The sequence below is a fragment of the Pseudomonas sp. B28(2017) genome, assembly GCF_002113025.1.
GTDB lineage: Bacteria > Pseudomonadota > Gammaproteobacteria > Pseudomonadales > Pseudomonadaceae > Aquipseudomonas.
The window spans coordinates 855,433-879,559 of the sequence record NZ_NEJH01000002.1; the positions used below are offsets into that span (position 1 = coordinate 855,433).

General features: G+C 59.1%; 23 protein-coding genes and 1 other RNA gene. 7 read left to right on the forward strand and 17 right to left on the reverse strand.

Translation table 11 applies throughout. The features are described from left to right. Positions 1 to 475: 475 nt before the first annotated feature. An RNA gene (rnpB, locus tag CAF65_RS08690) (RNase P RNA component class A) lies at positions 476 to 829 on the reverse strand. A gap of 75 nt (positions 830 to 904) precedes the next feature. Further along, positions 905 to 1,810, reverse strand: a complete 906-nt coding sequence (rsmI, locus tag CAF65_RS08695) for a 16S rRNA (cytidine(1402)-2'-O)-methyltransferase (protein ID WP_178076665.1) — start codon at positions 1,808 to 1,810, stop codon at positions 905 to 907. A gap of 177 nt (positions 1,811 to 1,987) precedes the next feature. Between rsmI and CAF65_RS08700 the strand changes: the two genes are divergently transcribed. The 4 genes from CAF65_RS08700 to CAF65_RS08715 all read left to right on the forward strand — a co-directional run bounded on the left by CAF65_RS08700 (position 1,988) and on the right by CAF65_RS08715 (position 5,434). After that, positions 1,988 to 3,799 (forward strand): penicillin-binding protein activator, encoded by a 1,812-nt coding sequence (locus tag CAF65_RS08700; protein WP_085715922.1) that lies wholly within the window; start codon positions 1,988 to 1,990, stop codon positions 3,797 to 3,799. Beyond that, positions 3,799 to 4,161, forward strand: coding sequence for a YraN family protein (locus CAF65_RS08705; RefSeq protein ID WP_008016690.1), 363 nt, complete (start codon positions 3,799 to 3,801; stop codon positions 4,159 to 4,161). Before CAF65_RS08700 ends, CAF65_RS08705 begins: the two co-directional genes overlap by 1 nt. A gap of 104 nt (positions 4,162 to 4,265) precedes the next feature. After that, positions 4,266 to 4,859 carry a phosphoheptose isomerase gene (locus CAF65_RS08710; protein WP_007972584.1) on the forward strand — a complete coding sequence of 198 codons (594 nt, stop codon included), beginning with the start codon at positions 4,266 to 4,268 and terminating at the stop codon, positions 4,857 to 4,859. After that, the gene (locus CAF65_RS08715; RefSeq protein ID WP_007989868.1) at positions 4,856 to 5,434 is read left to right on the forward strand and encodes a BON domain-containing protein; all 579 of its coding nucleotides are present in this window, start codon (positions 4,856 to 4,858) and stop codon (positions 5,432 to 5,434) included. Before CAF65_RS08710 ends, CAF65_RS08715 begins: the two co-directional genes overlap by 4 nt. A 145-nt stretch (positions 5,435 to 5,579) precedes the next feature. Here the strand turns inward: CAF65_RS08715 and CAF65_RS08720 are convergent, their stop codons facing one another. The 7 genes from CAF65_RS08720 to rplM all read right to left on the reverse strand — a co-directional run bounded on the left by CAF65_RS08720 (position 5,580) and on the right by rplM (position 10,468). Further along, positions 5,580 to 5,993, reverse strand: coding sequence for a ClpXP protease specificity-enhancing factor (locus CAF65_RS08720; RefSeq protein ID WP_085715923.1), 414 nt, complete (start codon positions 5,991 to 5,993; stop codon positions 5,580 to 5,582). 16 nt (positions 5,994 to 6,009) lie between these two features. Beyond that, positions 6,010 to 6,627 carry a glutathione S-transferase N-terminal domain-containing protein gene (locus CAF65_RS08725; protein ID WP_007989864.1) on the reverse strand — a complete coding sequence of 206 codons (618 nt, stop codon included), beginning with the start codon at positions 6,625 to 6,627 and terminating at the stop codon, positions 6,010 to 6,012. Between the two features lie 150 nt (positions 6,628 to 6,777). Next, a complete protein-coding gene (locus tag CAF65_RS08730; RefSeq protein ID WP_085715924.1) occupies positions 6,778 to 7,560 on the reverse strand; it encodes a cytochrome c1 in 783 nt (260 codons plus the stop codon). Further along, positions 7,560 to 8,771: a cytochrome bc complex cytochrome b subunit gene (locus tag CAF65_RS08735; RefSeq protein WP_085715925.1), complete on the reverse strand. Its 1,212-nt coding sequence runs from the start codon at positions 8,769 to 8,771 to the stop codon at positions 7,560 to 7,562. The genes CAF65_RS08730 and CAF65_RS08735 overlap by 1 nt, the downstream gene beginning before the upstream one ends. Beyond that, entirely contained in the window at positions 8,771 to 9,364 is a 594-nt protein-coding gene (petA, locus tag CAF65_RS08740) for a ubiquinol-cytochrome c reductase iron-sulfur subunit (protein ID WP_085715926.1), read from the reverse strand. The genes CAF65_RS08735 and petA overlap by 1 nt, the downstream gene beginning before the upstream one ends. A gap of 268 nt (positions 9,365 to 9,632) precedes the next feature. Further along, positions 9,633 to 10,025, reverse strand: coding sequence for a 30S ribosomal protein S9 (rpsI, locus tag CAF65_RS08745; protein ID WP_003228056.1), 393 nt, complete (start codon positions 10,023 to 10,025; stop codon positions 9,633 to 9,635). A 14-nt stretch (positions 10,026 to 10,039) separates the two neighbouring features. Beyond that, a complete protein-coding gene (gene rplM / locus CAF65_RS08750; protein WP_003228062.1) occupies positions 10,040 to 10,468 on the reverse strand; it encodes a 50S ribosomal protein L13 in 429 nt (142 codons plus the stop codon). 245 nt (positions 10,469 to 10,713) lie between these two features. Between rplM and CAF65_RS08755 the strand changes: the two genes are divergently transcribed. Then, complete coding sequence (locus tag CAF65_RS08755; protein ID WP_085715927.1) at positions 10,714 to 11,754, forward strand: NADP(H)-dependent aldo-keto reductase; 1,041 nt, start codon at positions 10,714 to 10,716, stop codon at positions 11,752 to 11,754. A 104-nt stretch (positions 11,755 to 11,858) separates the two neighbouring features. On the opposite strand, the gene CAF65_RS08760 is transcribed toward CAF65_RS08755, so the two are convergent. Further along, positions 11,859 to 12,995 (reverse strand): acyl-CoA dehydrogenase family protein, encoded by a 1,137-nt coding sequence (locus CAF65_RS08760; RefSeq protein WP_085715928.1) that lies wholly within the window; start codon positions 12,993 to 12,995, stop codon positions 11,859 to 11,861. Between the two features lie 221 nt (positions 12,996 to 13,216). Here CAF65_RS08760 and CAF65_RS08765 point away from each other — a divergent pair, with 221 nt between their 5' ends. Next, positions 13,217 to 14,137: a GlxA family transcriptional regulator gene (locus CAF65_RS08765; protein ID WP_178076678.1), complete on the forward strand. Its 921-nt coding sequence runs from the start codon at positions 13,217 to 13,219 to the stop codon at positions 14,135 to 14,137. Positions 14,138 to 14,301: 164 nt separating this feature from the next. Here CAF65_RS08765 and zapE read toward each other — a convergent pair whose 3' ends face one another. The 3 genes from zapE to CAF65_RS08780 all read right to left on the reverse strand — a co-directional run bounded on the left by zapE (position 14,302) and on the right by CAF65_RS08780 (position 17,497). Continuing rightward, positions 14,302 to 15,396, reverse strand: coding sequence for a cell division protein ZapE (zapE, locus tag CAF65_RS08770; RefSeq protein WP_085715930.1), 1,095 nt, complete (start codon positions 15,394 to 15,396; stop codon positions 14,302 to 14,304). Between the two features lie 91 nt (positions 15,397 to 15,487). After that, positions 15,488 to 16,843, reverse strand: coding sequence for a tryptophan--tRNA ligase (locus CAF65_RS08775; protein ID WP_085715931.1), 1,356 nt, complete (start codon positions 16,841 to 16,843; stop codon positions 15,488 to 15,490). A 24-nt stretch (positions 16,844 to 16,867) separates the two neighbouring features. Further along, on the reverse strand, positions 16,868 to 17,497 hold the full coding sequence (locus tag CAF65_RS08780) for an alpha/beta hydrolase (RefSeq protein WP_085715932.1): 630 nt from the start codon (positions 17,495 to 17,497) through the stop codon (positions 16,868 to 16,870). Between the two features lie 144 nt (positions 17,498 to 17,641). Between CAF65_RS08780 and CAF65_RS08785 the strand changes: the two genes are divergently transcribed. Next, positions 17,642 to 18,076, forward strand: a complete 435-nt coding sequence (locus CAF65_RS08785; protein WP_008016678.1) for a YhcB family protein — start codon at positions 17,642 to 17,644, stop codon at positions 18,074 to 18,076. A 176-nt stretch (positions 18,077 to 18,252) separates the two neighbouring features. On the opposite strand, the gene CAF65_RS08790 is transcribed toward CAF65_RS08785, so the two are convergent. The 4 genes from CAF65_RS08790 to CAF65_RS08805 all read right to left on the reverse strand — a co-directional run bounded on the left by CAF65_RS08790 (position 18,253) and on the right by CAF65_RS08805 (position 24,110). Then, positions 18,253 to 18,999 (reverse strand): OmpA family protein, encoded by a 747-nt coding sequence (locus CAF65_RS08790; protein ID WP_085715933.1) that lies wholly within the window; start codon positions 18,997 to 18,999, stop codon positions 18,253 to 18,255. Between the two features lie 103 nt (positions 19,000 to 19,102). Then, positions 19,103 to 19,744, reverse strand: a complete 642-nt coding sequence (locus CAF65_RS08795) for an MBL fold metallo-hydrolase (RefSeq protein ID WP_008016675.1) — start codon at positions 19,742 to 19,744, stop codon at positions 19,103 to 19,105. Between the two features lie 87 nt (positions 19,745 to 19,831). Continuing rightward, positions 19,832 to 22,570, reverse strand: coding sequence for a LuxR C-terminal-related transcriptional regulator (locus tag CAF65_RS08800; protein ID WP_085715934.1), 2,739 nt, complete (start codon positions 22,568 to 22,570; stop codon positions 19,832 to 19,834). A gap of 175 nt (positions 22,571 to 22,745) precedes the next feature. Then, positions 22,746 to 24,110: a DUF1329 domain-containing protein gene (locus tag CAF65_RS08805; RefSeq protein ID WP_085715935.1), complete on the reverse strand. Its 1,365-nt coding sequence runs from the start codon at positions 24,108 to 24,110 to the stop codon at positions 22,746 to 22,748. Between the last annotated feature and the right edge of the window lie 17 nt (positions 24,111 to 24,127).

The following is a 24,127-nucleotide window of genomic DNA, read 5'->3' on the forward strand; positions in this document are numbered from 1 at the left end:
AGCGCGGGCTAATCGACATCACAAAATCGCTTCTCCTGACGATTGTGTAACGAGGGAAACCGGTGCTGCGTGGAGTTTATGCGATCACTACAAGCGCGGGCTAATCGACATCACAAAATCGCTTCTCCTGACGATTGTGTAACGAGGGAAACCGGTGCTGCGTGGAGTTTATGCGATCACTACAAGCGCGGGCTAATCGACATCACAAAATCGCTTCTCCTGACGATTGTGTAACGAGGGAAACCGGTGCTGCGTGGAGTTTATGCGATCACTACAAGCGCGGGCTAATCGACATCACAAAATCGCTTCTCCTGACGATTGTGCAAGGAGGAAAACCGGTGCTGCGTGGAGTTTATCCGATCACTACAAGCGCAGGCTAATCGATATCACAAAACTGCTTCTCCCGACGATTGTGCAAGGAGGGAAATTGCTATCACCAACACCCTGCCCAACGATTCAAGCAGAGAAGAAAAAGGTGGAGAGTCGATCTGTAAGCCGGGTTCTGTCTTGAACAGTCATTCGTCTACGATGGCCATCACTGGACACCTTTAGCAACCTACCCGGTCCCAGCGCGGGCCACGCCTTGGGACCCTATTTGGTCTTGCTCCAAGTGGGGTTTACCTAGCCACGAACTGTTACCAGACGTGCGGTGCGCTCTTACCGCACCTTTTCACCCTTACCGGCGCCGAAGCGCTTAGGCGGTTATTTTCTGTGGCACTTTCCGTAGGCTCACGCCTCCCAGGCATTACCTGGCACTTCGCCCTATGGAGCCCGGACTTTCCTCCCCCCCCTAATTTTCATAGGGGGCAGCGACTGTCCGATCGACTCTCCGCCGCGAAGGTTACCGGCAGAGCGCCCGAAGAACAAGCGCCAAGCGCCGTCGAGCACGCCTGCGCGTCGGGTTTTACTCGCCCTTCTGTTGATCAAGGGCGATCTGATACAGCACATTCTTTCGCTCGCCGGTGATTTGCGCCGCCAAAGCCGCCGCACGCTTGAGCGGCATTTCTTCGAGCAACAGGTTGAGGATGCGCATCGCCTCGCTGCTGACGGCCCCCTCTTCCTCGGGGGCAGACCAGCCCGCCACCAACACCACGCACTCGCCGCGCTGCTGATTGCTGTCCGACTCGACGAACTCGCGCAGTTCAGCCAGCGGCAGCCCCTTGAGAGTTTCAAACGTCTTGGTCAACTCACGGGCAAGTAGCGCCGGGCGCTCAGGGCCGAACACCAGCTCCATGTCTTGCAGGCATTCCAGAATGCGATGCGGAGCCTCATAGAAGATCAAAGTGCGAGGCTCTTCCTTTACTTGCTCCAGACGCGCTCGCCGCCCCACAGCCTTGGCCGGCAGGAAACCTTCGAAAATGAACCGGTCGGAAGGCAACCCCGCCGCCGACAATGCTGCAATCAACGCACAGGCACCCGGAACCGGAACCACATCGACACCCGCTGCCCGGGCCTGCCGCACCAGGTGATAACCCGGATCGGAAATCAGCGGCGTGCCGGCGTCAGAGATCAACGCCACGTTGTCACCCGCGAGCAGACGAGTGATAAAGCGACTACCTTCATCCCGCTCGTTATGCTCATGGCAAGCTGCCAATGGCGTCGAAATGCCGAAGTGTTGCATCAAGCGCTGGGAATGGCGGGTGTCTTCCGCAGCGATCAATGCCACTTCACGCAGAATCTTCAGTGCCCGCGCACTGATGTCATCCAGGTTGCCGATGGGCGTCGCCACCACATAAAGCGAGCCAGCAGCGGAATTCAAAGCACCTGGAGCAGTCAAAGCGCACACCTCATGATCGGTAAAAGTCGCCATTGTAGCGCGTAGCGAGACTCACGATACGCGCAAGCAAACGAGGTATCGCCGCCCGTTTGTGCACTGGCGCAACATTTACACCAGCTAAATTGATCGATTCACGCCACTAACATCGCGCCCCGGCCAGTGCTTGGGTACAATTCCACGCTAATTTGATCGAGTATCAGGAACGCTTACATGATCGCTTGCCTGCGGCTGTTATCTGCCCTCTGCCTCGCTGCCTTGCTGGCGGCTTGCGCCAGCTCGCCCTCCTCCAGCCTTGGCGAACTTCCACGGACACCGGACGCCAGTATTGAGCAACTGCTTGAGAAGGCCGCCCAAAGCAAATCACCGGAAGATGCCGCCCTGCTGCGCTTGAGCGCTGCCGACCTGGCCTATCACCAGGGCAATGCCGGCCAGTCCGCGCAAATCCTGCAACAGGTTCCAATCGAACAGCTCAAGCCGGGCCAACAGATTTTCGCCAGCACCCTGGCGGCTGAACTGGCCATGACCCGCAATCAGCCCAAGGCAGCGCTTACAGCCTTGGGCCATCCGAGCCTGCAGCGCTTGAGCGAACTGCCGGTAGAACAACAGGTCCGCACCGGCACCGTTCACGCCCGCGCCCTTGAAGCCGATGGCCAGACCCTCGCCGCTGCTCGCGAGCGCATTTTCATTGCCCCGATGCTGAAAGGTGAAGCCGCAAGCAAAAACCACGAAGCCATCTGGACCCTGATCGCTTCGCTGCCGACCGAACAGCTGCAGCCGAACACCACCGACGATCTCGGCGGCTGGATGGCCCTGGCGCTGGCCGTGAAGTCCGCCGGCACCCTGGAGCAGCAACAGGCCGCCATCGACAACTGGCGCGTGAAGAATCCGAAACACCCGGCCGCCATTCAATTGCCACAGCCACTGACCCAACTCAAGGAGCTGGCCAGCCAGCCCCTGAACAAGATCGCCCTGCTGCTGCCTCAGGACGGCCAGTTGGCCTCGGTTGGCAAAGCACTGCGCGACGGCTTCATGGCCGCTCACTACCAGGCACAACAGGCCGGGCAGAAACCACCTGCCATCGAGTTTTATGACAGCTCGCACCTGACCTCCATGGACGAGTTCTATCGCAAGGCCCAGGCCGATGGCGTGCAACTGGTCGTCGGCCCGCTGGAGAAGCCGCTGGTCAAACAGCTGAGCACTCGCCCGCAATTGCCGATCACCACGCTCGCGCTGAACTACAGCGAAGGCGATCAAGGCCCGGCGCAGCTGTTCCAGTTCGGTCTTGCCGCTGAAGACGAAGCCCGTGAAGTGTCGCGCCGCGCTCGCGCCGATGGCCTGCATCGCGCAGCCATCATGGTGCCGAAAGGCGAATGGGGCGACCGCGTGCTCAAGGCGTTCAGCCAGGATTGGCAAGCCAATGGCGGCACCATCGTCGCCACCGAACGCGTCGATCAACCGGTCCAGTTGGCCCAACAGATTGCCGACATGTTCCAGCTGCGTCAGAGCGAAGGTCGCGCCAAGAGCCTGCAAAGCACTGTTGGCTCGCAAGTAGCCGCCCAGCCATCGCGCCGCCAGGACATCGAGTTCATCTTCCTGGCCGCGACACCGCAACAGGCCCAACAGATCAAACCGACCCTGAACTTCCAGTACGCTGGTGATGTTCCGGTCTACGCCACCTCCCACGTGTTCAGTGCCAGCGGTGACGTCAACCAGTACAACGACATGAATGGCATCCGCTTCTGCGAGACGCCATGGTTGCTGGACGCCAACGACCCACTGCGCCGTCAGGTCACCGCTCAGTGGCCACAAGCCGCCGGCAGCCTGGGGCGCCTGTATGCCATGGGCGTGGACGCCTATCGACTGGCGCCACGCCTGGGTCAGCTCAAGTCTCTGCCGGACAGCCGGATCGACGGTGAATCGGGCAGCCTTGGCATGACTCAGAGCCAGCGTGTCGTACGCCAGCTGCCATGGGCCCAGTTCGCCAATGGCCAGGTCCAGCGCCTGCCGGACACCACTCGCTGATGCCTGACAGGTCACGCCAGCAAAGCGGTAAGGATGCCGAGCGCCATGCGCTCGAGCATCTTCAACAACAGGGTCTGCGCCTGCTGGCGCAGAACTGGTTGTGTAAACGCGGCGAGCTTGATCTGGTCATGCTAGATGGCGATACAGTAGTATTCGTTGAAGTCCGCTACAGAAAAAACACTCAATGGGGTGGCGCGCTCGATAGCATCGATGGGCGCAAACGGCAAAAACTGATTTTCGCCGCGCAGTATTTTCTTCAGTGCGAGTCGCGCTGGGCCAATTCCCCTTGCCGCTTCGACGTGATTGCCATCGACAGCAACCTCGATCAGTTGAACTGGCTACAGAATGCCTTCGACGGCTGATCGCCAGCATTGCGAACCGGACACTATCACCCAACACTTTTGCTCTTTGCTTTGCGGGCTGCACATTCACGTGCCGAACAGCCGCGCTACTTAAGGTCACACAGATGGACATGCAATCGCGAATTCGCCAGCTTTTTCAGGCCAGTATCGACACCAAGCAACAGGCGATGGAAGTACTTGCACCGCACATCGAACAAGCCAGCCAGGTCATGGTCAACGCCCTGCTCAACGAGGGCAAAATGCTTTCCTGCGGCAACGGCGGCTCTGCTGGCGACGCCCAGCACTTCTCGTCCGAGCTGCTCAATCGTTTTGAGCGCGAGCGCCCGAGCCTGCCGGCCATCGCCCTGACGACCGACAGCTCGACGATCACCTCGATCGCCAACGACTACAGCTACAACGAAATCTTCTCCAAGCAGATCCGCGCACTCGGCCAACCGGGCGATGTGCTGCTAGCCATCTCCACCAGCGGCAACTCGGCCAACATAATTCAAGCGATCCAGGCCGCACATGATCGCGAAATGATTGTCGTAGCATTAACGGGTCGTGATGGCGGCGGCATGGCGTCGCTGCTGTTGCCCGAGGACGTGGAGATTCGCGTACCGGCCAACGTCACCGCTCGTATTCAAGAAGTCCACCTGCTGGCGATCCATTGCCTTTGCGATTTGATCGACAGCCAATTGTTCGGGAGTGAAGAATGACCCCTAATCGCCTTGGCCTGCTGGCCTTGACCCTGTGCCTCGGCATCAGTGGCTGCACCTCGGTCGTGACTGCCAGCCGTGAAGCACCGATTGAAGATGACCGCGGCACTCGCACACTGGGCAGCAAGATCGACGACTCCCTGATCGATACCAAGGTTGGCGTGAACGTTGCCAAGGCCGACCCGGCCCTGGACAAGGATTCGCACATCGTCGTCACCAGCTTCAACGGTGTCGTGCTGCTTGCCGGGCAAACGCCACGCGCAGACCTCAAGGCCAAGGCCGAACAGGCCGCTGCCGCGGTCCAGCGCGTGAAACAGGTGCACAACGAACTGCAAATCCTGCCACCCTCCTCGTTGCTGGCACGCCAGAACGACACCTGGCTGACCACCAAGATCAAGACCCAGATGCTCGCCGATGCGAACATCCCCGGTTCGCGCATCAAGGTCGTTACTGAAAACGGTATCGTCTACATGCTGGGCCTGCTGACCAAGCAGGAAGCCGCGCAGGCGACCAACCTGGTGCAAGGGGTTTCCGGTGTGCAGAAGATTGTGAAGCTGTTTGAATACATCGACTGATGTACATCTTGCAGGAGCGAGCTTGCGATAAACGCAGCGACACCGCGTTTATTCAGACAGCAACCGTCATCGCTCACGCCCATCGCGAGCAGGCTCGCTCCTACAACGTAATAAAAAAGGCGATCCTTGCGGATCGCCTTTTTTATTACTTGACCACTTTCAGACTGGGCCGACCGCTTGGACGCGGCGGCTCACTGTCCGGTGGCGGAAGATCGTCATCCGGTTCGATCTCTTCGTCCTCGCCCATCGGCGATTCCAGATCAAACACCATGCCCTGACCATTCTCCCGGGCGTAGATACCCAGGATCGAAGCGATTGGCACGTACAGGGTGTGCGGCACGCCACCAAAGCGCCCTTCGAAACTGACCGCCTCGTTGTCCATGTGCAGGTGACGCACGGCTTGTGGCGATACGTTCAGGACGATCTGCCCGTCACTGGCAAACCCCTGGGGAACCTGTACCGACGGGTACTCGGAATTGACCAGCATGTGCGGGGTGCAATCGTTGTCCACAATCCACTCATAGAGCGCGCGGACCAGATAAGGTCGACTGGAGTTCATAGCGGCTCCCTAAGCCTTAGCGCATGTCGCGTTCGACACCAGACAGACTCGCCTGGAAAGCCTCACGCGCAAACTGGCGCTCCATATAATCAAGCAGCGGCTTGGCCGGCCGCGGCAGTTCTATACCCAGAATCGGCAATCGCCAGAGTATTGGCAGTAGGCAGCAATCCACCAGACTTTGTTCCTCACTGAGGAAGAACGGTTTGTCGGCAAACAGCGGCGATACCCCCGTCAGGCTTTCGCGCAATTCTTTCCGGGCCACGGCACGGGCCGCCTCCTTGGTCCGAGAATCCAGAATCAGATCCACCAGACCACACCAGTCACGCTGAATGCGGTGCATCAGCAGGCGACTGTTGGCACGCGCCACGGGATAAACCGGCAGTAGCGGCGGGTGCGGATAACGCTCATCCAGATATTCCATCACCACAGTCGACTCCCACAACGCCAGGTCGCGATCGACCAGGGTGGGCAAGCTGCCGTAAGGGTTCACTTCAATCAGTTTAGGTGGCTGGCGTCCAGCTTCCACGTAAATGATCTCGGCGCTGACACCTTTCTCTGCCAGTACGATGCGCACTCGGTGGGAATAGTGGTCGGCGGGGTCGGAGTAACAGGCCAACCGATTGGTCACGCCCATGGCGATCCTCCTCGCTTGTAGAAATAATCGAACGCGGAAAAACGAGCGCGCCCAGAGGGCGCCTCCCGTAACGACTGGATTACCAGTTTCGCTACATCCTCAGAGGCGCCCTTGGGCGCGCGCGATTAACAGCAATAGCTTGAAGCTTTATCAGTGCACGTCTTTCCAGTATTCGCGCTTGAGCAGGTAAGCGAATACGAAGAAGAACGCCAGGTACAGCAATACGTATGTACCGATGCGCTGATGTTGCAGCTTAACCGGGTTAGCCGAGTAAGCCAGGAAGGTTACCAGATTCTTGACCTTCTCATCGAACTGCTCTGCAGTCAGGGCACCGCTTTTCGGCACGATGGTCAGTTGGTCGCACGCTTCATGAGTCAAAGGCGTACCGGTCAACGGATCAAATTGCTTCTTGCCATCTTCGACGATCTGAACCTGTTTGCAGCCAACCACCTGGCGACCTTGCAGGCCGGCCAGGACGTTAGGCATACCCACGTTCGGGAAGACCTTGTTGTTCACACCCCATGGGCGCGCCGGATCTTCATAGAACGACCTCAGGTAACCGTACAGCCAGTCAGTACCGCGAACACGGGCAACCAGGGTCAGGTCCGGTGGCGCCGCACCAAACCAGGCCTTGGCGTCCGCCGGCTGCATGCCGATGCTCATGTGGTCGCCGATCTTGGCGCCGGTGAACACCAGCTTCTCCATCATCAGCTCATGGGGAATGCCCAGGTCGTCGGCAACACGCTCGTAGCGCTGGAACTTGGCACTGTGGCAACCCATGCAGTAGTTGGCGAACGTACGCGCACCGTCTTGCATGGCTGCTTTATCGGAAACGTCGATGTCGACTTTTTCCAGCTCGGGGCCACCGTGTTCTGCTGCGAAAGCGAACACTGGCAGCGCGGCAAGCATCAATACAGCAAATAGTTTTTTCATCAGCCAGTCACCCTTTCCGGAACCGGTTTGGTCTTCTCGAGCCTGGTGTAGAACGGCATCAGAATGAAGTAGGCGAAGTACAGGAAGGTACATACCTGCGACAGCAACGTACGCTCAGGGGTCGGGGCCAGTACGCCCAACACTCCCAGGATCACGAACGCGATGCAGAACACCCAGAGCCAGATCTTGCTCAGCCAGCCCTTGTAGCGCATCGACTTGACCGGGCTACGGTCCAGCCATGGCAGGACGAACAGCACGGCAATGGCCGCACCCATGGCGATCACACCGAAGAGCTTGTCCGGAACCGCACGCAAGATGGCGTAGAACGGGGTGAAGTACCAGACCGGAGCGATGTGCTCTGGGGTCTTGAAGGCGTTCGCCACTTCAAAGTTCGGCTTTTCGAGGAAGTAACCGCCCATTTCCGGGAAGAAGAACACGATCGAGCAGAAGATGAACAGGAACACCACCACGCCGACGATATCTTTCACGGTGTAGTACGGGTGGAAGGCAATGCCGTCCAGCGGTATGCCGTTTTCGTCCTTGTGCTTCTTGATGTCCACGCCGTCCGGGTTGTTCGAACCAACTTCGTGCAACGCCAGGATGTGCAACACAACCAGACCAAGGATAACAATCGGCAGGGCAACCACGTGCAAGGCGAAGAAGCGGTTCAGGGTAATGCCGGAAATCAGGTAGTCACCACGAATCCATTGGGTCAGGTCGTTGCCGATGACCGGAATCGCACCGAACAGCGAGATGATTACCTGGGCCCCCCAGTAGGACATCTGTCCCCACGGCAGCAGGTAACCCATGAAGGCTTCGGCCATCAAAGCCAGATAGATCAGCATGCCGAAGACCCACACCAGTTCACGCGGTTTCTGGTACGAACCGTAGAGCAGGCCGCGGAACATGTGCAGATAGACCACGATGAAGAACGCCGAAGCGCCGGTGGAGTGCAGCAGACGCAGGATCGAGCCGTACTCGACGTCGCGCATGATGTATTCGACGGAGGCAAATGCCTCTTCCGCCGACGGGGTATAACTCATGGTCAGCCAGACACCGGTAACGATCTGGTTGACCAGCACGAGCAGCGCCAGGGAGCCAAAGAAATAGAAGAAGTTGAAGTTCTTCGGAGCGTAATACTTGCTGAGATGGTCTTCCCACATCTTGGTTGCGGGAAAGCGTGCATCAACCCAATCCATGAACTTGCTCATCACGCTTTCTCCGTATCGACGCCAATGACAATGATCTCATCGGTCTCATAGGAATGCGGGGGAACTGGCAGGTTCAAAGGCGCAGGTTGCGACTTGTAGACGCGGCCAGCCAGATCGTAGTGGGAACCGTGGCAAGGGCAGAAGTAACCGCCCACCCAGTCTTTACCCAGATCCGCAGGTGCCACTTCAGGACGGAAGGTCGGCGAGCAACCCAGGTGCGTGCAGATACCAATCAGCAGCAGAACCTCAGGCTTGATCGAACGGATTTCCGGATCAACGTAAGTCGGTTGTGTCGAGTTCTTGGAGGTCGGATCAGCGAGCTGACCCTCGATCTTCTTCAGATTCCCCAGGATTTCCGGTGTACGGCGGACGATGAACACCGGCTGACCGCGCCACTCAGCAATCATCTGCTGGCCTGGTTCGACTTTGCTGACATTCACTTTCACCGGTGCACCTGCGGCTTTCGCCTTGGCACTGGGAAACCATGACCCCACGAACGGGACCGCAGCCCCCACCGCTCCTGCAGCACCCACCACGGATGTGGCTGCCACCAAGAAGCGACGCCGGCCTGCATTCACGCCGTCATTGCTCATTCAGTCCTCTCCCATCAGCTTTGTAGCCTGTTAAATCAGGCATCTACTAAGTAAATCTATGTACTTATAAAAATTTTGCCGAATGGTAATGAAAAGCCCCAATTCTGACAAGGTAATTACCGGAACCCATCACCCCCAAGCCTTGTAGTATAGGGCGTCTACGGATGTGGCAAGTTGTCACAGCGCAATTCTTTGATAAATCGCAGACATAAAAAAACGCCCAGCTCCGTGAGGATACTGGGCGTTCTTTTTTGAACGTGAAAGCGAATTAACGCTTCGAGTACTGCGGACGCTTACGCGCTTTACGCAGACCGACTTTCTTACGTTCAACTTCACGAGCATCGCGGGTTACGAAGCCGGCTTTACGCAGGGCGCTGCGCAGAGTCTCGTCGTAGTCCATCAGAGCGCGAGTGATGCCGTGGCGGATTGCGCCAGCCTGACCACTTACACCACCGCCGATCACGGTGACGTAGATGTCGAACTTCTCGACAGTCTCAGTCAATTCCAGCGGCTGACGAACTACCATGCGGGCAGTTTCGCGACCGAAGAAATTATCCAGCGAACGGTTGTTGATGGAGATGTTACCAGTACCCGGACGCAGGAAAACGCGTGCGGTTGCGGTCTTGCGACGGCCAGTGCCGTAATTTTGAGTCGCCGACATAATGAACTATTCCGTTAAATCTTCAGTTCTTGGGGCTGCTGAGCAGTATGAGGGTGTGCAGCGCCCGCATAGACTTTCAGCTTACGGTACATGTCGCGACCCAGCGGGTTCTTAGGCAGCATGCCTTTGACCGCGGTCTCGATCACGCGCTCAGGGGCCTTGGCGATCAGCTTTTCAAAGTTGATCGACTTGATGCCGCCCGGGAAACCGGAGTGGGAGTAGTACATTTTGTCAGTGGTTTTAGCACCGGTAACACGGATCTGCTCAGCGTTGATTACGACGATGTAGTCGCCGGTGTCAACGTGAGGAGTGTACTCAGGCTTGTGCTTGCCACGCAGACGGCTCGCGATTTCGGTGGCCAGACGACCCAGGGTCTGACCAGCAGCGTCGACGACAAACCAGTCGCGCTTTACTGTTTCCGGTTTAGCAGTAAAAGTTTTCATTCTTTATAGCCTCAGGGGCCGCCCTGTAAAATAGACGGCGGATCTTACTGAATAGTGCGTACTTTGACAAGTCAAAGGCAGCCGGATACAGACGCTTTCGGGGGCTCGGGTCGGCGCGTCCGTTCAACGGCAAGATTCTTCGGCGGCGGGGCATCACTTCCACTGCAGAAAGAGGTGCGCAATTATGCAGATTGCGAAAAATAATTCAACCTGCTTTTATGATTGTTTTGCCCAAGGAGCACACGATGGACTATCGCCAGCTAGGCCGAACGAACCTGAACGTGAGCGCCATCTGCCTCGGAACCATGACCTGGGGCGAGCAAAACAGCGAGGCAGATGCCTTCGCCCAGATTGAGCGGGCCAAGGCTGCCGGGATCAACTTCATCGACACCGCCGAGATGTACCCGGTGCCACCCAAGGCCGAAACCTACGCCACCACCGAACGCTATATCGGCAATTACTTCAAGAGCCGCGGCGACCGCACCGACTGGATCCTGGCCAGCAAGATCGCCGGCCCCGGCAACACCATCGACTACATCCGAGACAAAAACCTTCGACACAATCGACAGCACATCACCGAAGCCTTGGATGCCAGTCTCAAGCGCCTGCAGACCGACTACATCGACCTGTACCAGTTGCACTGGCCGGAGCGCAGCACCAACTTCTTCGGCCAGCTCGGCTACAAGCACAAAATCGAAGCCAACCTGACCCCGCTGGAGGACACCCTCGAAGCGCTGGACGAGCAGGTCCGCGCCGGCAAGATCCGCCACATCGGCCTGTCCAACGAGACGCCATGGGGCACCATGCGCTTTCTCGCCCTGGCCGAAGCCCGAGGCTGGCCACGCGCCGTGTCGATCCAGAACCCGTACAACCTGCTCAACCGCAGCTTTGAAGTCGGCCTGGCGGAAATCGCCATCCGCGAGCAATGCGGCCTGCTCGCCTATTCGCCGCTGGCGTTCGGTTTCCTGTCAGGCAAGTACGAAGGTGGCGCCCGCCCGCCAAAAGGTCGCCTTAGCCTCTACAGCCGCTTCAGCCGCTATTTCAACCCACAGTCGGAAGCAGCCTGCAGCCGTTACGTGGCGCTGGCTCGCGAGCACGGTCTGGACCCGGCGAAAATGGCCCTGGCGTTCGTGACGCAGCAGCCGTTCGTGACCAGCAACATCATTGGCGCAACGACCATGGAACAACTGGAGAGCAACATTGCCAGTTTCGATCTGAAACTGTCGGAGGAAGTGCTGGAAGGGATCGAGGCGATTCACAAGGATCATCCGAATCCGGCACCTTGATTGATTCATAGTGCCATTCGCGAGCAGGCTCGCCCCCCACAAGGATTACGCTGTACCTGTGGGAGCGAGCCTGCTCGCGATGACGGACTGGTAGTCAGCGCAATTCAAAGCGACCGCGCAATGATCTCCTTCATGATTTCGTTGGTCCCGGCATAGATTCGCTGTACCCGCGCATCCGCCCATGCCCGTGCGATCGGGTACTCCCACATGAACCCGTAACCACCGTGCAATTGCACACACTCATCGAGCACCTTGCATTGCAGGTCGGTGCCCCAGTACTTGGCCATCGCCGCCGTCGGCACGTCGAGCTTGCCTTGCAGGTGCAACTCAAGGCAGCGGTCGACGAAAACGCGACCGATCTGGATTTCCGTAGCCATCTCCGCCAGTTTGAACCGGGTGTTCTGGAAATCCGCAATCGACTTGCCGAACGCCTTGCGCTCGCGGGTGTAGTCGAGCGTCCATTGCAGCGCCGCTTCAGCTGAAGCCAGCCCGCCAACGGCCACGGTGAGGCGCTCCTGTGGCAACTCCTGCATCAGGTAGGCAAAGCCCATCCCGGCTTGGCCCAACAGGTTTTCCTTGGGCACACGCACGTCCTGGAAAAACAGTTCCGAGGTGTCCTGGGCTTTCATCCCGACCTTTTCCAGGCGCTTGCCCTTGTCGAAGCCCGGTGTGTTGACTTCTACCAGAAACAGACTGGTGCCCTTCGCACCGGCCTTCGGATCGGTCTTGGCGACGACGATCACCAGATCGGCCAGGTAACCGTTGGTGATGAAGGTCTTGGAGCCGTTGATCACGTACTCATCGCCATCGAGCACGGCCGTGGTTTTCACGCCCTGCAGATCGGAACCGGCACCCGGCTCGGTCATGGCGATCGCGCTAACCATCTCGCCGGACACCAGCTTCGGCAGGTACTTCTGCTTCAGCACTTCACTGCCGTAATGCAGGATGTACGGCGCCACGATGTCCGAGTGCAGGGAAAAACCGATGCCGGTCAGGCCAAGTCGCCCCACCTCTTCGATCACCACCGCACTGTAGAGAAAGTCCGCCCCCAGACCGCCGTATTCTTCCGGCAGGTGCGAGCACAGCATCCCCGCCTCCCCTGCCTTGTTCCACAGCTGTCGGTCGATATAGCCTTGTTTTTCCCATTGCCCATGGAATGGCACCGCCTCTTTTTCGAGGAACGTTCGCACGCTGTCGCGGAAAAGCTCGTGCTCGGAGCTGAACAAGGTTCTGGGGATCATGCGGCACCTTTTCTTTGTTTTTAGAAGGAGTTGACCTTCAGAGACTATGCCTCGCATCCGATACAGGACACTGGACACATCCGACAAAAAATAAGACGATCCAGCCGTCTGGTGACCACTTTCCCCTATAAGAATAAAGTTGAATTATGTCTAACCAAGCCTCCACGCCCCTGCGGCGCGTCAGCATCCTGGCCATCGACCGGGTTTTCGCTTCCACCCTCATGCAAGCCAAGGATTTCTTTCACCTCGCCAGCCTGCGCTACGGCAAACAGCTGGGCCAGGGCCTGACACCGGCGTTCGAAACCCGCCTGGTCAGCCCCGACGGCAAACCGGTCAACACTTTCAGCGATGTGGTGATTCCGGTGGATGGCGGACTGGAAAACGCCGATATCATCGTTCTTCCCGCGTTCTGGGATGATTTCGAAAGCCTCTGCAAACGTTACCCACAAGTCCTGCCCTGGTTGCGCCAGCAACATGCGCGCGGCGCCGTGCTGTGCGGCGAGGCCACCGGTGTTTTCTGGCTGGCCGAAGCCGGGCTGCTCAATGGCAAGGAAGCGACCACCTACTGGCGCTTCTTCAATGCCTTCGCCGAACGCTTCCCCCAGGTTCAACTCAATCAGGACAAGCACCTGACCGACGCCGACAACCTGTACTGCGCCGGCGGCACCACTTCGGCATGCGATTTGTACATTTACCTGATCGAGCGCTTCTGCGGTGCCAATGTGTCCCAGGCCGTAGCGCGGGACATTCTGTATGAAGTGCAGCGCAGCTACTCGCCAGGGCGCATCGGTTTTGGTGGCCAGAAACTGCATCAGGACGTAATCATCCTGCAGATACAGCACTGGCTCGAAGAACACTTCGCCGACAAGTTCCGCTTCGAAGACGTCGCCCGCGAACACGGCATGAGCATCCGCAACTTCATGCGCCGCTTCCAGACAGCCACCGGCGACAAGCCACTGCATTACCTGCAACGCCTGCGCATCGAAACCGCCAAGGGCTTGCTGTCCGGCAGCCGCAAGAGCATCAAGACCATCAGTTACGAAGTCGGTTACGACGATGCGAGCTTTTTCGCACGGTTATTCCGCCAGCACACGGAGTTGTCGCCGAACCAGTATCGGCAGCAGTTTCAGCAGGCTGCGTAGGCCCTGCAGGAGCGAGCTTGCTCGCGAAGAATCAGGGAGCGATGCGTTTAGCCCGCATGAACGCGCTATCGTTAACGTCCATCGCGAGCTCGCTCCTACAGCTAACCTCCAGCGCACAAAAAAAGGCCTGCATGTGCAGGCCTTTTTTTATTATCCGATTTGTCCTACGGCTTATGCGCCCGGGACAGGAATTCGTGGGATTGCATTTCCAGCAGTCGGCTGAGGGTCCGTTGGAACTCAAAGTTCAGGCGACCGCCGGTGTACAGATCCTTAAGCTCGACTTCAGCAGAAATGATCAGCTTAACATTACGGTCGTAGAACTCGTCGACCATGTTGATGAAGCGTCGGGCGATGTCGTCGGTGGTGACGCTCATCTGTTCGACACCGCTAAGCAGCACGGCGTGGAAGATCTTGCCCAGCTCGATGTAGTCGTTCTGGCTGCGCGGGCCGTCGCACAGTTCGCGGAAATCGAACCAGGCTACGTCGTCACAGGTGCGCAGGGCACGGATCTCGCGGTTTTCGATCATCAACACGTCGTTCTCGATCGCTGCCGTGCATTCCGGTGTCAGCGCGCGGAAGCTCTTGCGCAGGCTTTCGTGGGACGCCTCGTCGAGCGGGAAGTGGAACAGTTCCGCTTGCTCGAGGTGACGCAAACGGTAGTCGACGCCGCTATCGACGTTGACGATCTCGGTGTTCTGCTTGATCAGCGCAATGGCCGGCAGGAAGCGTGCGCGTTGCAGGCCATCCTTGTACAGGCCATCCGGCACGATGTTCGAAGTCGCGACCAGGCTCACGCCGTTCTTGAACAGCTCTTCCATCAGGGTGCCCAGGATCATGGCGTCGGTGATGTCGGAGACGAAGAACTCATCAAAGCAGATCACCCGGGCTTCAGCGGCAAAGCGCTTGGCGATGATGGTCAGCGGATTTTTCTCGCCGCCCAGGGTTTTCATCTCTTCGTGCACCCGCTTCATGAAGCGGTGGAAGTGCGTACGAGACTTTTCCTTGAAGGGCAGCGCTTCGAAGAAGGTGTCCACCAGGTAAGTCTTCCCGCGACCTACGCCCCCCCAGAAATACAAGCCCTTGACCGGGGCCTGATCCTTCTTGCCAAACAACTTGCCCAGCAGGCCCGGCTTGTTTTGCTCGGCCGCGACCAGGTCGTCGTACAGGCGCTGCAAATGGCGCACGGCAGTTTCCTGCGCGGCGTCATGAAAGAATTCCGGGCGTTTCAGATCAGCTTGATATCGTTCTAGGGGCGTCATAATTCGTTAGCAAGGCAACAAAAACGGGCCGACACTGTAGCGACGGCCCGGAGGAATGGCAATCGGCCCTTGGTTCGGGCCGAACCGTTATTTATTCCTGAACCGGCGTCAGGGCAATGCGCAAGGCTTCGATGGCCGCGTCGCGTGCGGCGCTGTCGGCGAAGGCCGGGCTGTCGGCAACACACTGGCCTTCGAGCCAGACACTGAAGCCCAGTTCGTCACTGCGCACGTCCAATGCCAGGCCCGCTTGCAATTGCTTGGTCACCTGACCGGCGGTTTTGCCATCGGCGAAGTTGCGCGACAGCAGCAGTTGTTCGCCGTCGGCCGCCAGCAGACGGAAGCGGAAACTGCCATCGTCCTCGCGGAAGCTGACAAAACGCGCAGCCTTCGCGGCTTTCTTTTTGGTGGTCGCCGCCACTTGAGTCTGGGCAACGAAGGAGCGCAGGCCCACCGCTTCACGCAGTTCGTGGAGGAACGGCGTCGCCACCGCACGGGCCTTTTTCGCGCCGTGTTGCAGGATGTCTTCCAGATCCGCCGGACGCTCGATCAATTGGTTGTAGCGCTCGCGGGATTCGCCCAGTTCGGCGTCCAGCAGCTGGAACAGACGATTCTTCGCCTCACCCCAACCCAGGCCCTGCAACAGCTCGCTACGGAACTCGTCAGCCTGCGCCGGGGTGGCGAACGCCTGGAACAGGGTGAACAGGTGCGAATTGTCCGGATCCTTGGCTTCGCCCGGCGCGCGGGAGTCGGTGACGATCCGCGAAATCGCGTCCTTCATCTCTTTGGCGCTGCTGAACAGCGGAATGGTGTTGTCGTAGCTCTTCGACATCTTGCGGCCATCCAGGCCCGGCAACGTGGCGACGCTCTCTTCGATCAGCGCCTCGGGCATGGTGAAGAACTCTTTGCCCTGGCCAAACAGGTGGTTGAAACGCTGGCCGATGTCCCGCGCCATTTCCACGTGCTGGATCTGGTCACGACCGACCGGCACCTTGTGTGCGTTGAACATCAGGATGTCCGCCGCCATCAGCACCGGGTAGCTGTACAGGCCCATGGTGATACCCGCGTCCGGGTCTTCGCCGGTCTCGACGTTCTTGTCCACCGAAGCCTTGTAGGCGTGGGCGCGATTGAGCAGGCCCTTGGCGGCGACGCAAGTCAGCAGCCAGGTCAGCTCGGGGATTTCCGGGATATCGGACTGACGGTAGAAGGTCACACGATCGACATCCAGGCCACCGGCCAGCCAGGTCGCGGCGATTTCCAGACGCGAGCGCTGGATGCGCAGCGGGTCATCGCACTTGATCAGGGCGTGGTAGTCGGCCAGGAAGTAGAACGAATCGGCATTGCTGTCACGGCTGGCAAGGATCGCCGGGCGGATGGCGCCAGCGTAGTTGCCCAGGTGCGGCGTGCCGGTGGTGGTGATGCCGGTGAGGATACGGGTACGAGTCGTCATGGGTAATCGCTTGTCAGACTGCAATCAATTCGAGAGACGCGGCAGGATCAGATCCTTGAGATCGGTCAGCTTGCCATGAAAAAAGTGTCCGCATTCTGCCACTTTCAGCAGCTCATGGGGGCGTTCGAGCTTGTCGGACCATTCGTAAACGACTTGTGGATCGATCACTTCGTCGGTTTCCGGCTGGATCAGGGTCAGTTCACCTTGCTGCGGCAGCTGATCCCGATCGCCGAGGCGCATGACCGCCGGCGCGACCATGAACAGGTGCTTGAGTTGCTCGCCCTTGGCCTCGAGGCGCCCACCGAGACTTGCTGCAACAAAACCGCCAAAGGAAAAACCGAACAGGGTCAGCGGCAATTCCGGGTGTCTGGCGCGAAACCATTCGGCGACAGCCTGGGCATCATCGACCTCACCGCTGCCCATGTCGTGAGAGCCTTCGCTGGCACCGACGCCACGGTAGTTGAAGCGCAGGGTGATCAGTCCGGCGTCGCGCGCGGTGCGCTGCAGGGTCGAGACCACTTTGTTGAGCATGGTGCCGCCTTGCACCGGGTTCGGATGGCAGATGAGCGCCAGGCCGCGCGGCTGCTCGTTGTCCAGGTACAGTGCTTCCAGTTGGCCGACCGGGCCATCAATCACTACAGGGGTTTCGCGCATAAGCAAGGAAGGAACTCCGTGACCTCGAATCGGGTCGACTCGTCTAGCAAATTGTCTGTGGCTGTCTATTGCGAGTGAATCGCGGTATACAGCGCAGGTTCGAGCCGTTAACGTAAAGCAAAGCCGTTTATAGAGGAAGGACTCGTGGAACACTCGCTCTTAGTTTGGTTGTTACCGACTCTTGCCCTGGTTGTGGGTGTCGCCATTGGGTTTCTGATCGCTCGCCTTGCGCCGAATGCCGCGCCTAGCAGCACGCAACGTCAGCTGGACGACATTCAGGAACGTTTCGACAGTTATCAGAACGAAGTGGTGACCCACTTCAACAGCACTGCAACGCTGGTCAAGAAACTGACTGCGAGCTACCAGGAAGTGCAGGATCATCTCGCCGAGGGCGCCAACCGCCTGGCCCTGGACGAACAGACTCGCCAACGCCTGCTGGCCTCCCTGCACGCCGATGCGGCGCAGGCTCCACGGGAACGCCTGACGCCGCCACGCAATCAGGAACCGCCTCGCGACTACGCGCCAAAAGCCCCGAACGCGCCGGGCATGCTCGATGAGCATTACGGCCTGAAGAAGTAATCAGACCCGCGCAATAAAAAGCCCTCGGACATTCACTTGTCCGGGGGCTTTTTTGTTTCTGCCCGTTCCAGATCTTTATTGCCCGCGAAGGGGCCAGAACTGACGATACAAAAAAGCCCGCCTGATCTGTTCAGGATCGGGCGGGCATTTTTTACACCCGGAACTCAGTCAGACGCTTACGGGTACTGCTGAACCGTGCCCTGCTGCTCAGCGCCATACTGCTGACCCGGAATCGCCTTGAGGTTGACCTCTACACGGCGGTTCTGCGCCCGGCCATTAGCGTCGCCGTTGCTGGCAACCGGGCTATCCGGACCGGCGCCACGAGCACTCAGGTTGGCACCGCTGACACCTTGCGAGGTCAGGTAGGTGGCCACGCTTTGTGCACGACGCTGGGACAGGTCCATGTTGTGCTGGCGGCTGCCGGTGCTGTCGGTATAGCCGACGATTTCGATCTGGTTCTGGTTGAACTCTTTCAGCGAGCCCGCCAGGTTGTTCAGCGGCTGATAGAAACCTGGTGCAATGTTCGCCGAATCGGTCGCGAACGTGATGTTGCCCGGCATGATCAGCTTGATCTGGTCGCCTTGGCGCTGCACTTCAACACCGGTGTTGGCCATGCTGGCGCGCAGCTTTTTCTCCTGCTGGTCGGCGTAGTAGCCGTAACCGGCGGCGGATGCACCGACCACTGCCGCACCGATCAGCGCACCCTTGCCACGGTTATCGTGGTTGATGGCAGCACCGGCCAGCGCACCGGCCAGCGCGCCGAGGCCACCGTATTTCGCGGTCTTGCTCATGCCTTCGGAGCCGCTATCCGCCTGGCCCTGAGCCTGGCCCTGGCCCTGGCCGCCGTAAGGGTTAGGCGTGGCACAACCGGACAAAACGGCCACAGCCGTAGCGACAATAATCAAACGACGCGTGGTGAACATGTAAAGCTCCTACTTTTTTGCATTCTGTGGTGCAACGGACCAAGGCATCAGCCTTTGCGGGCGTTGGATCACTTCCTGGATTAAAAATTCCGCTCGTTACAAATCAGGCCCGTACAAACGGGTTTTCGCGCATTTCATCGCCCAGACGGGTGTCCGGACCATGCCCGGCTACCACCGTCGCCTCTTCGTCGAGGGTGTACAGCCGCTGCTTGATCGAACGCACTATGGTCGCCTGGTCGCCACCCCACAAGTCCGTGCGCCCGACTCCGCGACGAAACAACGTGTCGCCGGCAATCAGCAGCTTGGCCTCGGAAAACCAGAAACTCATGGAACCCGGCGTATGACCCGGCGTGTGCAGCGCCACACCGCAGCCGCAGGCCAGCTCTTCATCATCGGCCAGCCAGCGATCCGGTGATGGTACCGGGGTATAAGGGACGCCGAACATCTGGCACTGCATTTCCAGGTTGTCCCACAGAAACTGGTCTTCCTTGTGTAGATGCAGCGTAGCGCCGGTCTTCTCTTTGAGTTGACCGGAAGCGAGGAAATGATCGAGGTGAGCATGGGTATGGATGATGCTGACCACTTTCAACCCCAAGGCATCGAGACGCGCCAGGATCAGCTCATGATTGCCACCCGGATCGACAACGATGGCCTTTTTCGTCACCGGATCGCCGATGATTGTGCAGTTGCACTGCAAAGGGCCGACGGGGAAGGTTTCGCGGATGAGGGTGGGTTGCTGGGACATCGGGGGCCTGCTCGATAAACGGGGACGAGCAATTTTCGCACAATTGAGCATCCAGCCAATGGCCGCGATCTGTATCGTGAAAAATCCTTAATCCAGCACCCCCAACTCCTTGGCCCGCGCCACGGCCTGTGTACGCCGCTCGACCCCGAGCTTGCTGTTGATGTGGCTGGCGTGGGTCTTGACCGTGTGCAGGGATATAAACAGCTGATCGCTGATTTCCTGATTCGAACAGCCCTGGGCAATCAATCTCAGTACCGCCAGTTCCCGCGTGCTGAGCTGTTCCGCGGCCACGCTGGACTCCAGTCCGGAACGCGCAGCCAATGTCGGCAGTTTTTCACTGAGGCTCAGGGAAACGGGGGTTGGCGGACAGAGTTGCAGTTGCCCGCGCAGCCAGTCCGGGTACCCGGCCAGCAAGCACTCAAAGGGTTGCAGCACCCCGCCACCGGCGACGTCCAGCGCCTGAGCCAGTGCCTTGCGTGCTTCCGGTTCCCGTCCGGTGCCCAGCAATAGCGCCACTTTCTGGGTCAGCGCCATGGTGCTGAGCATCTGCCGACCGCTTTGCTGGCCATGTTCAAGCAGCGCATTCAAACGCCCTTCAGCCAGCATCGGTTGGCCCTGGATGGCATCCAGCAAGGCTTGCTGCAATTCGATATGCAGCGGCAATTGCGGGTGGAACTCTGGTGGTGCTGCCCCGTTTTCGCCGTTATAGGTCTGGCCCAGACGCGCCAGCCAGGCTTCGGCCAGATCGGTGCGCCCCTGGGCCAGCCAGAGTTCACATTTGACCAGGGTGATCATCGCCAGGTAGTAGATCGGCGGCACGTCCCAGATGTGCATCAGCCGTTCGGCTTCGGCGAGCTCGGCAAAGGCCTTGGCGAACTCGCCGCTGCTGCCTTCCAGCCTGGCAATCACGCAGTGGCCGATAAGCACGCTGATGTCACGACAGGCACGCGCCTCACTCAGCCCTGCCTGCAACCGCACCCGTGCCAATTGCGGTTGCATGCGCTGGGCCAGCAAAAAACCTTCGTACAAGGTCAACCGGGCGCGAACCGCATACAGCCGTTGCGCAGACAAGTTCTGCAGGCGCTGCATTCCTTGACGGACCTCTTCCAGCGCCCGACAGATTTCCCCGCGCGCTTGCAACACTCGGGCGCGATCGTAGTGCGCCAGTGCTTCGAACAACGGGTTGCCGACCCGTTGCGCCAGCTCCAGCGATTCGCGGTTCAGTCCCCGTGCCTGCCACAAATCACCGTCGGCAATCGCCAGGTTGGACAGGGTCGAGAGGCACATCAGACGCTGGCCGTAACGCTTGGAAGGAAGACTTTCCAACGCTTCGCGGCAGTACCGCAGCGTCAGTTCGCGATTGCCGCGCCCACGGGCAATGATGCCGCTCAATGCCAGCCATTGAGCCAGCATGGACTTCTGGGCGGTGGCCGACGGAGCCGGCAGGAAGCGGCTCAAATGGCTGGCCAGCTCCTCGGCGGCATCCAGTTGGCAAGCCATCCCCAGCGCCCAGCTATACAGCACGATCAGTCGCGGCGTGCTGATCAGCAAGCTGTCAGGCAAGTCCATTTTCCAGCGCAGCAACATGCCGACATTCTGCTCGGCCAGCAGTTGCTCTTCGGAGAGGTTCTGCACCAGGTTCGCCGCGACGTCCAGATGACCGGCACGCAAGGCCTGCTCCACGGCCTCATCGAGCAATCCCTGGGCATTGAACCAGCGACAGGCACGCAGGTGCAGGCTCGCGGCCGGGACCATCGACTGGGAAGTCGGCCGCGTGCGCAACAGATCGGAAAACAGGTGGTGGTAACGATACCAATGGCCATGCTCGTCCAGCGGCACCAGGAACACCTGGTGAGCCAACAGGAAGCGCAGGATCTCTGCGCTGTCATGAGCGTCGCGAACGGCATCGCACAGTTCGCTGCAAAAACGTTCCTGGGGCGCCGTGTCATAGAGGAACGACTGGACCTCGGCGGGCAGGCAATCGATGACTTCTTCGAGCAGATAATCACGGATCAGCCCTTCCCCACCGTGCAACGATTGCGGCAGCGTCCCATCGGTGCCCGCCTCCGAAGCGGCCAGCAGCCAGAAGCGCAGCCCCGCGACCCAGCCTTCGCTGCGCTGGATCAGGTTTTCCAGTGCCTCACCGCGCAAGGAACTGCTGTGCCGGTCGAGCAGGCTCAAAGCCTCGTCACGGGTCAGGCGTAAATCCTGTTCATGCAGTTCAAGCAGTTGTCGCGACAGCCGCAGCCGTGCCAGGTGCCAGTCTGGACGCTGCCGACTGGTGACCATCACCAGCAGACCATCGGGAAGATGATTGAGGAAAAACTGCAGGCAACGGTCCAGTACCGGCCCTTGGGCCAGATGGTAATCATCCAGCACCAGCAGCAATGGCTTCGCTGTGGACAGGTGCACAGCCAATTCGTCGAGCAGGCCGTCCAGCCATTCTTCGAACGCGAACGGCTGATGGCGTTGGCGCATTTTCAGCAGCCCGAGGGATTGCCTGCCCAGATGCGGGAAATAGTCCTGAAGGCCCTCCAGCAGGCGCTCGAGAAAACGCCCCGGGTCACTGTCTCGCAGGCTCAACCCCAGCCAGAGACTTTGCCAGTGCTCCGGTAATCCCTGACAAAACTCCACCGCCAACGAACTCTTGCCGAACCCTGCCGGTGCGCTGACCAACAATAACCTGCCCGCGAGCCCGGCACTCAGCCGTTCGCACAAACGTGGACGCAGCACATGGCCGTCGGGCAACGGCGGGCGGAAGAAGCGCCCGTCGAGTGTCGCGACGGCAACATGAGCAGAACCTGAAGGTGTAGACAAATCAGTCATAGCCGGCTCTTGTTTGAGTTGCGGGTGGCGGCGTTGCAGATGTCCGCAGACTAGCCGTAATCGGATAGGGAATGAAGGTAATTGCTACAAATGGCTACAAAAAGACTACAAGCAAAAAAAAAACGCCCCGAACCAGTCGGGGCGTTTCAGAGGGTGCGTCGCTACTCAGTTCACCTTAGCGAACACCATCCTGACGCAAGGCTGCCGGGGTGAAGTCGCTGGTGGTGGCGGTGAAGCCAAAGTCATAGGCCGACTTCTCTTCGTTCTTCATGCCCAGCGCCAGGTAACGACCCGATTGCAGGTCATACAGGGTTTCGAGGGCATACCACGGTACTTGCTTGTCGTAGTAGTTCTCGGCATGGGCCTCGGCGACACGCCACAGTTGACCGCGACCGTCATAGTGATCGATCACTGCAGCTTGCCAGGTGTCTTCGTCAATGTAGAAGTCACGCTTGGCGTAGATGTGACGCTGACCTTCCTTCAGGGTCGCAACCACATGCCACACACGACGCAACTCGTAACGAGCCAGATCCTGATTGATGTGGCCGGCCTTGATGATGTCGGCGTACTTGAGTTTCGGATCATCGAGCTTGTAGGCATCGGAGGCGATGTACATCTCTTTCTTGCCTTCGAGCTTCCAGTCGTAACGATCCGGTGCACCGTTGTACATGTCCAGGTTATCGGAAGTACGCAGGCCGTCGGCTGCGGTGCCCGGGCCGTCATAGGACACTTGCGGTGCACGGCGCACACGACGCTGGCCGGCGTTGTAGACCCACGCCGAGCGCGGTTCCTTCACCTGGTCGAGGGTTTCGTGCACCAGCAGCACACCACCGGCCAGACGTGCCGGCGCGGTCACTTTCTGCTTGAAGTAGAACAGGATGTTGCCCGGGTTTTTCGGGTCGTAATCCTTCATCTTGTCGCGGAACACGAACTGGTCCTGGAAGTACACCAGGCTGAACGAGCCGTTCGGCTGTGGTGTGGCCTGGGTCACCAGACGGGTCACGCTGCCCCCGCGATAGCGGGTGATGTGGTTCCAGATGACTTCCACCCCGCTTTTCGGAATCGGGAACGGTACAGCCGTTTCGAAGTTTTCCAGACCATTACCTCCGGACACCAGGTTGGTGTTGGTGGCGTTACGCTTGATGGCGGCGAACACGTCATCCGGCACGGTGGCACCGCGGTGGGACGGGTACACCGGCATCTTGAAGGTTTCCGGGTAGCGCTTGAACATCGCGTACTGGCCCGGGGTGAGCTTCTCTTTGTACTGATCGACGTTCTGCGCCGTGATGGTGAACAGCGGCTTTTCGCTGGCGTACGGATCGGACAGGAAGCCCTTGCTGTCAGCGGTGCCGGCATTCTTCGGCATCGGTTTCCAGGCCGGAATCGAACCGTCGGCATTACCCGCCATTTCGGCGCCCATCGGGGTCAGGCTCTTGCCCAGTTTGTCGGCCTCGGCCTGAGGAACCGCTGCGATGACGCTGGTCGCCAGCAGCGAAAGCCCCAGAACACCGGCGTGGAACAGACTCTTTGTTATTTTCATATGTGCGTTCGTCCTGA

Coding starts and splice junctions, on each gene's coding strand:
- petA (WP_085715926.1), bottom strand. CDS start 9,364: ATGAGCAATGACGGCGTGAATGCAGGCCGGCGTCGCTTCTTGGTGGCA.
- CAF65_RS08805 (WP_085715935.1), bottom strand. CDS start 24,110: ATGAAAATAACAAAGAGTCTGTTCCACGCCGGTGTTCTGGGGCTTTCG.
- CAF65_RS08730 (WP_085715924.1), bottom strand. CDS start 7,560: ATGAAAAAACTATTTGCTGTATTGATGCTTGCCGCGCTGCCAGTGTTC.
- CAF65_RS08720 (WP_085715923.1), bottom strand. CDS start 5,993: ATGAACTCCAGTCGACCTTATCTGGTCCGCGCGCTCTATGAGTGGATT.
- rsmI (WP_178076665.1), bottom strand. CDS start 1,810: ATGGCGACTTTTACCGATCATGAGGTGTGCGCTTTGACTGCTCCAGGT.
- CAF65_RS08780 (WP_085715932.1), bottom strand. CDS start 17,497: ATGCGCGAAACCCCTGTAGTGATTGATGGCCCGGTCGGCCAACTGGAA.
- rpsI (WP_003228056.1), bottom strand. CDS start 10,025: ATGTCGGCGACTCAAAATTACGGCACTGGCCGTCGCAAGACCGCAACC.
- CAF65_RS08800 (WP_085715934.1), bottom strand. CDS start 22,570: ATGACTGATTTGTCTACACCTTCAGGTTCTGCTCATGTTGCCGTCGCG.
- CAF65_RS08705 (WP_008016690.1), top strand. CDS start 3,799: ATGCCTGACAGGTCACGCCAGCAAAGCGGTAAGGATGCCGAGCGCCAT.
- rplM (WP_003228062.1), bottom strand. CDS start 10,468: ATGAAAACTTTTACTGCTAAACCGGAAACAGTAAAGCGCGACTGGTTT.
- CAF65_RS08735 (WP_085715925.1), bottom strand. CDS start 8,771: ATGAGCAAGTTCATGGATTGGGTTGATGCACGCTTTCCCGCAACCAAG.
- CAF65_RS08715 (WP_007989868.1), top strand. CDS start 4,856: ATGACCCCTAATCGCCTTGGCCTGCTGGCCTTGACCCTGTGCCTCGGC.
- CAF65_RS08710 (WP_007972584.1), top strand. CDS start 4,266: ATGGACATGCAATCGCGAATTCGCCAGCTTTTTCAGGCCAGTATCGAC.
- CAF65_RS08765 (WP_178076678.1), top strand. CDS start 13,217: ATGCAAGCCAAGGATTTCTTTCACCTCGCCAGCCTGCGCTACGGCAAA.
- CAF65_RS08775 (WP_085715931.1), bottom strand. CDS start 16,843: ATGACGACTCGTACCCGTATCCTCACCGGCATCACCACCACCGGCACG.
- CAF65_RS08790 (WP_085715933.1), bottom strand. CDS start 18,999: ATGTTCACCACGCGTCGTTTGATTATTGTCGCTACGGCTGTGGCCGTT.
- zapE (WP_085715930.1), bottom strand. CDS start 15,396: ATGACGCCCCTAGAACGATATCAAGCTGATCTGAAACGCCCGGAATTC.
- CAF65_RS08760 (WP_085715928.1), bottom strand. CDS start 12,995: ATGATCCCCAGAACCTTGTTCAGCTCCGAGCACGAGCTTTTCCGCGAC.
- CAF65_RS08725 (WP_007989864.1), bottom strand. CDS start 6,627: ATGGGCGTGACCAATCGGTTGGCCTGTTACTCCGACCCCGCCGACCAC.
- CAF65_RS08700 (WP_085715922.1), top strand. CDS start 1,988: ATGATCGCTTGCCTGCGGCTGTTATCTGCCCTCTGCCTCGCTGCCTTG.
- CAF65_RS08755 (WP_085715927.1), top strand. CDS start 10,714: ATGGACTATCGCCAGCTAGGCCGAACGAACCTGAACGTGAGCGCCATC.
- CAF65_RS08795 (WP_008016675.1), bottom strand. CDS start 19,744: ATGTCCCAGCAACCCACCCTCATCCGCGAAACCTTCCCCGTCGGCCCT.